Origin of the sequence: Streptomyces panacea (genome assembly GCF_040560175.1) — a bacterium.
Lineage (GTDB): Bacteria > Actinomycetota > Actinomycetes > Streptomycetales > Streptomycetaceae > Streptomyces > Streptomyces panacea.
Map to the genome: position 1 here is coordinate 1 of NZ_JARJHW010000265.1, position 7,829 is coordinate 7,829.

Genomic DNA, 7,829 nt, shown 5'->3' on the forward strand with positions numbered 1-7,829 from the left:
TCCGGCCCGTTCGGACCAGGTCGCGGCCCGTTCGGACCCGGTCACGGCCCGTTTGAACCCGGTCGCGGCCCGTTCAGACGGGGTCCGGCGCGACGGCCGAGGCCAGGTCCACGTCCGCCCAGCGCGCGCCGATACCGGTGAGGGTGACCTCGCGCCGGTCGTCCTCGTCCACGGCGAGCGGGTCCACCGCTCCCACGACGCGGTCGATCACCACACGCAGCCGGTCGTCGGACAGCTCCTCGACCTTTCCGTCCCCCCACTCGACGACCACCACCGAATCCGGCAGCGACACGTCGAGGTCGAGATCCTCCATCTCGTCGAGACCGCCGCCGAGCCGGTACGCGTCCACGTGCACGAGCGGTGGGCCCGAGATCAGCGAGGGATGCACCCGCGCGATGACGAAGGTCGGCGACGTGACCGCGCCGCGTACGCCGAGCCCGGCGCCCAGGCCACGGGTCAGCGTCGTCTTGCCGGCGCCGAGTTCGCCGGTGAGCATCACCAGGTCGCCGGGGCGCAGCAGAGCGGCGAGTTTCCGGCCCAGCTCACTCATACGTTCGGGTGAGTCGACGGTGACGCGGGCGGCGACAGGGGCGGCCCCGCCGGTGCGGGTCTCAGCTGCCGGGCTGTGCGGTGCTTCCATACGCACCCACGTTAGTGGCTGCCGGGACGGCACCTACCCGTACCAGCAGGTCGGCGAGCCGGTCGGTGACCACCTCCGGGTGCTCCAGCATCACCAGATGGCCCGCGTCCGGCACGATCACCAGCTCGGAGTCCGGCAGCAGGTCCGCGATGGCCTCGCTGTGCGAGCTGGGGGTGATGAGATCGCGGTCCCCGGCCACCACGAGCACCGGGACCTCCATGAAGACCGGCAGCGCGTCCGACTCGTCGTGCTCGGTGAACGCCGGGTAGAACTCCGCCACCACGTCGATCGGCGTCCCCTCGATCAGCCGCTCGGCGAACCGCGCGACGGCCGGGTCCACGTCCTTCGAGCTGAACGAGTAGCGCTTGATCAGCCCGGCGAAGAGATCGGCGGTCGCGCGCCGGCCCCGCTCGACCAGCTCGGTCTGCGAGCCGAGGGCCTTCAGGACACCGGGCAGTACGCGGCGTACCGCGTTCACGCCCGCCACCGGCAGCCCGAAGCTGACCTCGCCGAGCTTCCCGCTGGAGGAGCCGACGAACGCGGCGCCGACGACCCGGTCCTGTACGAGTTCGGGGCAGTGGCCCGCGAGGGCCATCATCGTCATACCGCCCATGGAGTGGCCGACGAGGACGAGCGGCCCCTCGGGCGCGGCCTCCTTGATGACCGCTTCGAGGTCCCGGCCGAGCTGGTCGATCGAGACGTCCACGCCGTCCGGGCCCTGCTGCGCGACGCCCCGGGCGGACCGGCCGTGGCTGCGCTGGTCCCAGAAGACGGTCCGCACCAGACCGCGCAGGGCGGCGCGCTGGAAGTGCCAGGAGTCCTGGTTGAGGCAGTAGCCGTGGCTGAAGACGACGGTGACGGGCGCGGGGGCCTTGCGTCCGAAGAGACGGCGGCGGCGCGGGGTGCCCGCGCCGGTCTCCGGGTCGATGTCGTCGACCTCGAAGTACAGCTCGGTGCCGTCGTCGGCGAGGGCCTTGCCGGGGGTGCCGCGCAGGGCGCCGTACGGCCCCGTCGAGTCGAGTGCGAGCCGGGCCTTCTTGCGCATGCCGCGCCCGACGGTCATCCGCTCGATGGCGACGCCCGCGGCGGCGCCGGCCGCGATCACGCCTATCGCCGTCCCGGCGATACCGGCCAGCCGCCAGTTGCCGCCGCTGACGGCCGAGCCCAGGTCCCCTGCGGTGTTCTCGCTCAACGTCCCGCTCCTCGTCCGTCTCCGCCGACACGCTCTTCATGCCCATCCACCCCGTCCGCATAGACGCGGGGGACGCGGGGACCGATACGGGTCACGATCTCGTACGCGATGGTGTCGGCCGCCTCCGCCCAGTCGGCGGCGGTCGGCTCGCCGTCGTCCCCGGGCCCGAACAGGACGGCGGGCGCGCCCTCTTGGACGGCGTCGGCGTCCGGTCCCGCCCCGAGGTCCACGACGAACTGGTCCATGGCGACCCGCCCCGCCACCCGCCGCACCGCCCCGCCGACGAGCACGGGGCCCCGGCCCGACGCGTGGCGCGGGACGCCGTCCGCGTACCCGAGGGGGATCAGGCCGAGGGTCGTCTCGGCGGAGGTGCGGTACCGGTGGCCGTAACTGACGCCGTGCCCCCGCGGGACGCGCTTCACCAGCGCCACGGACGCGGCGAGCGTCATGACGGGCCGCAGCCCCAGCTCCCGTGAGGTGCCGAGTTCGGAGCTGGGCGAGATCCCGTAGACGGCGATGCCCGACCGCACGAGATCGAAGTGCGACTCGGGGAGGGTGAGGGCGCCCGCGGAGTTCGCGATGTGCCGGACCTCCGGCTCGATGCCCGCCTTCTCGGCGTACGCCAACAGCTCGTGGAACACGTCGAGTTGGCCCCCGATCGAGGGGTGCCCTGGCTCGTCGGCGCACGCGAGGTGCGACCACAGGCCGGTGACGCGGACGGTGCCCGCGACCTCGGCGGCGCGGGCGGCGGCGACGAGTTCGGGCCAGTCGGCGGGCTGGCACCCGTTGCGGCCGAGCCCGGTGTCGGCCTTGAGCTGGATCCGCGCGACCCGCCCGGCCTCCCGCGCGGCCTCGGTCACCTCGCGCAGCGCCCACATCCCGGAGACGGACATGTCGAGACCGGCCTCGATGCCGTCGCGCCAGGGGTCGCCGGGGGTCCACAGCCAGCACAGGATCGGGGCCTCCACCCCGGCGGCACGCAGCGCGAGGGCCTCGTGGGGCGTCGCGGTCCCGAGCCAGGCAGCCCCCGCGTCGAGCGCGGCCCGCGCGCAGGGCAGCGCGCCGTGCCCGTACGCGTCGGACTTCACGACGGCCATGAGCTGAGCACCGGGCGCGAGCCGCGCACGCAGGGCGCGGACATTGCCGCGGAGCGCGCCGAGATCGATCTCGGCACGGGCGCGAAGGGGCGAGGTGGGTACGGTTCCGGTCATCCCCGACAGTCTCTCAGAGCCCTCGCCGCGCCCTGGGACACGAGGTCCGCCACGGCCCGACGGACCCGCGGGTCATTCCGGCGCCGGGCGCGTCCCGTCGTCGGATCGATCAGGCAGGTCGCGAACCTGTTCGCGGCCTGCGCGCCCAGCGGGGTCGCCTCGATGAGGCCGGCACGCCGGTCCTCCGTATCGCCGAGGCGCCCACGATCTGCGTCCGTTCCGCGATCTCGCCGACGCGCGGGGGCCTGTCCGCCATGTGCGGCACCATGAGCACCGCGAGTTCCGGCCGGTCGAGCGCGACACCGGTGGCTTCGATCGCGCGCTCGGGCGGCCGGCCGGCCGCGTGACAGTCGTGGACCCGCGTAACGCGAGTGCGTCCTCGCGGCGCCGGGGGGGTGGTTCAGTTCCCGGAGCCGACGATGGCGGTCACGCGGATCTCCACGCGCATGGCGGCGAGGCCGAGGACCGTGACGCCGCTCTCGGTCCAGATCGGCGCGCGGCCGTCGAGACGACGGCGGAACTGTTCGGCCATGACCGTGTTGTGGTCGTCGCCGATGGCGTCATCTCCGGGTGCGACCTTGTGGTACGAGTTGACGTGGATGACGTCCTTCCAGGTCGCGCCCACCGTGGCGAGCGTGCGCTCCACGTTGTCGAAAGCCTGGATGATCTCGTCCTCCAGCGAGTCGGGGATGACCAGGTCGTCATCCACCCCGGCCTGCCCGGAGGTCTCGACCCGGTCGCCGACGCGGACGGCGCCGCTGTAGCCGAGGGCCTCGTGCAGCTTCTCGCCGAAGCCCGGAGTGATGCCGAAGGTGACGGTGCTCATGATGCTTCCTCTTCCTGCCCACAGGGGTGCGTTTCCTCTTGCATGACTTCACGCGTAAAGTGAGACTAACAACCGATGACTTCAAGCGCAAAGTGATGGCGGGCTTCGCCGAGGGGCGGGAAGATCCATGAACAGCACGGAAGGGCCTATGAGCGGGACGGGCGAACACGAGGACGACAAGGAGCCGCGCTGGCTCGACGAGCAGGAGAAGGCGGCGTGGACGGGGCTGATCTCCCTCGTCCTGCTGCTGCCCGGCAAGCTGGAGTCGCCGCTGCGCCAGGAACACGGCCTCACCCTGTTCGAGTACCTGGTGCTCAGCCACCTCTCCGAGGCCCCGCGGCGCAAGCTCCGGATGGGAGAGCTCGCCTTCCTCGCCAGCGGGTCGCTCTCCCGGCTGTCCAACGTCATCAAACGCTGTGAACAGCGCGGCTGGGTCGTACGGACACCCGACCCGGCCGACGGCCGTTACACCCTCGCCGAACTCACCGCCGCCGGCTTCGACCTCGTGCGACTGGCGGCGCCCACCCACCTGCGAGCCGTACGCGGCACCGTCCTCGACTCGCTCAACACGACCGACCAGAAGGCCCTCGCCCGCATCGCACAGAAACTCCGCATCGTCCCGGACGACTTCGGCTGACAGGCGTCCCCCCGACGACGGACGTTCCGGATCACGAAGGGCACCGGCCGGGCCGACGGGTCGGCAGTCGCAGGCCGGGCATCATCGGGTGCCGCACGTGCTGCCCGTCGTCGTGCACGTGCAGGGTGAACGTCTCCGGCTTCGGCCGGTCCGCCGCGTCGTAGGCGTCCAGGACACGCTCGACGCACTCCCACAGTCGCACCGGACCGCCCTCGCGTACCCGCCATGCGCCGTCGTCGGGGGTGAGGGTGGCGGCGGAGCCGGTGACGACGTCGACCAGGTGCACGACCTCGCCGACGGTGGTCATCTGGGCGTCGGGCACGGCGCATTGAGCGAGGAACCGCAGATGGAACGCCTCCTCGGTAGCGGCGCTGACCCGTTCGGGGCTGTGCCGCGCGCTGCGGGGCTGCTCGGGCAGCCCCGCGGTCCAGTGGGCGGGGTTGCCGAAGGCCGGCGCCGCGTGGGTGCGGGCCGACATGAAGGACACGGTGCCGTCCAGCAGACGCCCCTCGGCGGTGCCGTCCTCGGCGACGGTGAGCAGCACACGGGCGTACCCGTAGAGCCAGCCCGACAGGGTGAGCAGGATCTTCCCGCCCGGCCGGACCTGCGCGAGGAGGGCCGGGGGCACGGCGCGGAAGGAGCAGGCGGCGGCGATCCGGTCGTACTTCGCCTCGGGCCAGTACCCGTACAGTCCGTCGGCCACGGCGAGAGTCGGGGAGTAGCCGCACCCGTACAGCGCGTCCGCGGCTGTCTCCAGCCGGTGCGGGTCCACCTCGATGCTCGTGATGCCGGCGGAGCCGAGCCGCTCGCAGGCGAGCGCGGTCGAGTAACCGGTTCCGGTGCCGATCTCCAACACCGTGTGCCCTTCGGCGATCTCGGCGTCTGTCCACATGCGCAGGACCAGGGACGGCAGCGTGGAAGAGGAGGTCGGCGCTCCACCGTGGCGCACGGCGGGGTGCGTCCAGTCGGGTTCGTCGCCGTCGAACTGCGTGATGAGCGTGGTGTCGGAGTAAGAGGCGGCCAGCCACCGGCCGTGGTCGAACGCGGCCGTGACCGGCTCCCACACCGTTAGCCCATGCCCGTCCCGTTCGGCTGCGGGCAGATAGAAGCCCGGCACGAACCGATGCCGGGGCACCGTCTCCACGGCCTGCCGCCAGGCCGGATCGGCGAGGACGCCGTCCTGGGCAAGAGCCTTCGCCATCGCCTCCCGCAGCCGTGGGGCGTCCTTCTCCAGATCGGCGGGCATCGTCATGGCCTGCCGCCTCCTTCCGTGCTCAGGATGTCGGCGAACGCGGTTGTGATGGCCGGCGCGTCGGGAAGCCAGCCCCATTGACCGTTCGGATTGCACTCGATGGCGTTCCACCTGAGCGGAATCGGCGACCCGCACCCGATTTCAAGGTGCTCCGCAGCCGATGCAGCCGCTACAGCCGATTACAGAGCAACGGACCCCGCTCGCACCATCGTTCGGGTGTCATCCCCCTGTCATCTCCCTCCCTCCGATCGACCGGCGGGGCGGGCACCCGGCTGCTTTCATAAGAGAGTGGACGAACTCATCCGGCATCCGCTGGCGTACGCGCGAGGGCTGCGCGGCTGGTCCCAGTCCGACCTCGCCCAGCAGATGAGGAACGCCGCCCGACACCGCGGTCTGCGCGCCGGGACGTCACGTCAGCGCGTGTCCCTGTGGGAGAAGCGCGTGGTCCCGGACGAGTTCTCCCGGATGCTTCTGTCCGATGTCTTCGACATCCCCTACGAACAGGCAACGGCTCTGGGCTGGCCTCACTGGCTGCCCGGCCACGAGACGCCCGCCTCCCTCGGAGCCGGGCAGACCGTCGCCGTTCTGAGAAAGGCCGTACTGATGGCCGTCGACCGCCGCACCTTCCTGGCCGTCACTCCGGCCGCCCTCGGCTCCCTCGCCCTCCAATGGGCCACGATCGAAACGGCGCCGGCCGGCGGCGCCACCGGCGGACGCCCGGTGGACCCGGCGTTCGTCGACTGGCTGGAGGAATCGGCCCACGGCCTCACGAGCATGTCCACGGCGCACCGTCAGCACACAAGCCCCCTTCTGGACGGGCACCTCGAAACCGTCGTCAACCTGCTGGAGCACAGCGGCTACAACCGCGCCCTGGGCAAGCGCCTGCACACCCTGGCCGCAACCCTCGCCCAGACCGTTGCCTGGCACCGGTTCGACCACGAGCACCACGCCGCGGCCAACCGTTACTGGCACGCGGCCGTGCACTCCGCCCATGAGGCCGGAGACACCGACATGGGCGCCGGGGCACTCTCCGACATCGCCTACCAGAGCATCTGGCTCGGCCGCCCCCGCAGCGCCGTCGAATGTCTCGGCCACGCGCTCTCACGCACCACGAACCCCACGGCCCGCTCCCTGCTGTCGCTGCGAAAAGCGCGGGCACACGCGATGCTCGGCGAAGCCCGGGACTGCTACCGCGAACTCGCGCAAGCCGAGAGACTCCTCCACTCGACCACCGAGGAAGCCCCCGGATGGTGCGCCTGGATGAGCCCCGCCGACCTGGCGGTGGACACCGGCAGATGCCTGATCGATCTTGGCCGGCCGCGCCGCGCGCATGAGCAGATCACCCAGGGCGTCGGTCTGCTGCCCAGCGCCCGGGACAAGACCAAAGCGGTCTTCCTCGCCTACGAGGCGGAAAGCCTGCTGGCCGGGGGCGAGGTCCCACAGGCCGCGGAGCTGGCTCGCCGTTCCCTCGCCCTCGCCGAACAGATCGGCGCGTCGCGCTGCGTCCAGCAGATCCGCGACCTCTCCGGCAGGTTCTCCGCATACGGCTCAGAAGACGGGGTCGAACTCCTGCGACACGATGTCGCCGTGGCGAGGTGAAACCGAGGCCCCAGGAGTGTCGGTGGCGATCGACGCGTCCGCGCGGTCGGAACGTCGCGATGGGGCTGACCCGCGCACCGGTCAGGCCCTGGACGCGGGGCGGGGCGGGGCGACCGTGAGCATGAAGCCGTAGCCGTCCGGCTTCGCGCGCAGCCCCGCGAGGTCGTCGAGCAGTACGCGTCGATTCGCCGGCCGGCCCCGCGCGACACCGCGCGGCGAGAACGGTCCGGCGGGATCCGGTGCCGGGTACGCGTCGCCCGCGTGGAGCGAGACTCCGCGATCAGGCCGAGCGTGCCGAGTTCGTCGTCGGCTCCCCACCGGCTCCGGGCGTCCGGCAGCTCGGACTCCGTCGGCTCACCCCTCCGCCGCCACGTCCCGCCACGCCACCCGTACCGCCGCCCCCACGTCCTCCGCGCTCACCGGCGCCCCCCGCGCCGCCGACCGTGCCGCCAGGCCGTGCAGATACTGTCTC

General features: G+C 72.1%; 7 protein-coding genes. 2 read left to right on the forward strand and 5 right to left on the reverse strand.

Going from position 1 to position 7,829, the window contains the following annotated elements; translation table 11 throughout:
• Positions 1–73 precede the first annotated feature (73 nt).
• The 4 genes from tsaE to P3L51_RS33860 form a co-directional block, all read right to left on the reverse strand.
• Complete coding sequence (gene tsaE / locus P3L51_RS33845) at positions 74–640, reverse strand: tRNA (adenosine(37)-N6)-threonylcarbamoyltransferase complex ATPase subunit type 1 TsaE (RefSeq protein ID WP_354609184.1); 567 nt, start codon at positions 638–640, stop codon at positions 74–76.
• Positions 612–1,832: an alpha/beta fold hydrolase gene (locus P3L51_RS33850; RefSeq protein ID WP_354609185.1), complete on the reverse strand. Its 1,221-nt coding sequence runs from the start codon at positions 1,830–1,832 to the stop codon at positions 612–614. Before P3L51_RS33850 ends, tsaE begins: the two co-directional genes overlap by 29 nt.
• A complete protein-coding gene (alr, locus tag P3L51_RS33855; protein WP_354609186.1) occupies positions 1,829–3,043 on the reverse strand; it encodes an alanine racemase in 1,215 nt (404 codons plus the stop codon). Before alr ends, P3L51_RS33850 begins: the two co-directional genes overlap by 4 nt.
• Positions 3,044–3,443: 400 nt before the next feature.
• Positions 3,444–3,869 carry a Rid family hydrolase gene (locus tag P3L51_RS33860; protein ID WP_354609187.1) on the reverse strand — a complete coding sequence of 142 codons (426 nt, stop codon included), beginning with the start codon at positions 3,867–3,869 and terminating at the stop codon, positions 3,444–3,446.
• Between the two features lie 127 nt (positions 3,870–3,996).
• Between P3L51_RS33860 and P3L51_RS33865 the strand changes: the two genes are divergently transcribed.
• Complete coding sequence (locus tag P3L51_RS33865; RefSeq protein ID WP_354609188.1) at positions 3,997–4,506, forward strand: MarR family winged helix-turn-helix transcriptional regulator; 510 nt, start codon at positions 3,997–3,999, stop codon at positions 4,504–4,506.
• Between the two features lie 31 nt (positions 4,507–4,537).
• Here P3L51_RS33865 and tgmC read toward each other — a convergent pair whose 3' ends face one another.
• Positions 4,538–5,758 carry an ATP-grasp peptide maturase system methyltransferase gene (gene tgmC / locus P3L51_RS33870; RefSeq protein WP_354609189.1) on the reverse strand — a complete coding sequence of 407 codons (1,221 nt, stop codon included), beginning with the start codon at positions 5,756–5,758 and terminating at the stop codon, positions 4,538–4,540.
• 288 nt (positions 5,759–6,046) lie between these two features.
• Between tgmC and P3L51_RS33875 the strand changes: the two genes are divergently transcribed.
• On the forward strand, positions 6,047–7,357 hold the full coding sequence (locus tag P3L51_RS33875; protein ID WP_354609190.1) for an NsdA family TPR-like regulatory protein: 1,311 nt from the start codon (positions 6,047–6,049) through the stop codon (positions 7,355–7,357).
• The last annotated feature ends 472 nt before the right edge of the window (positions 7,358–7,829 follow it).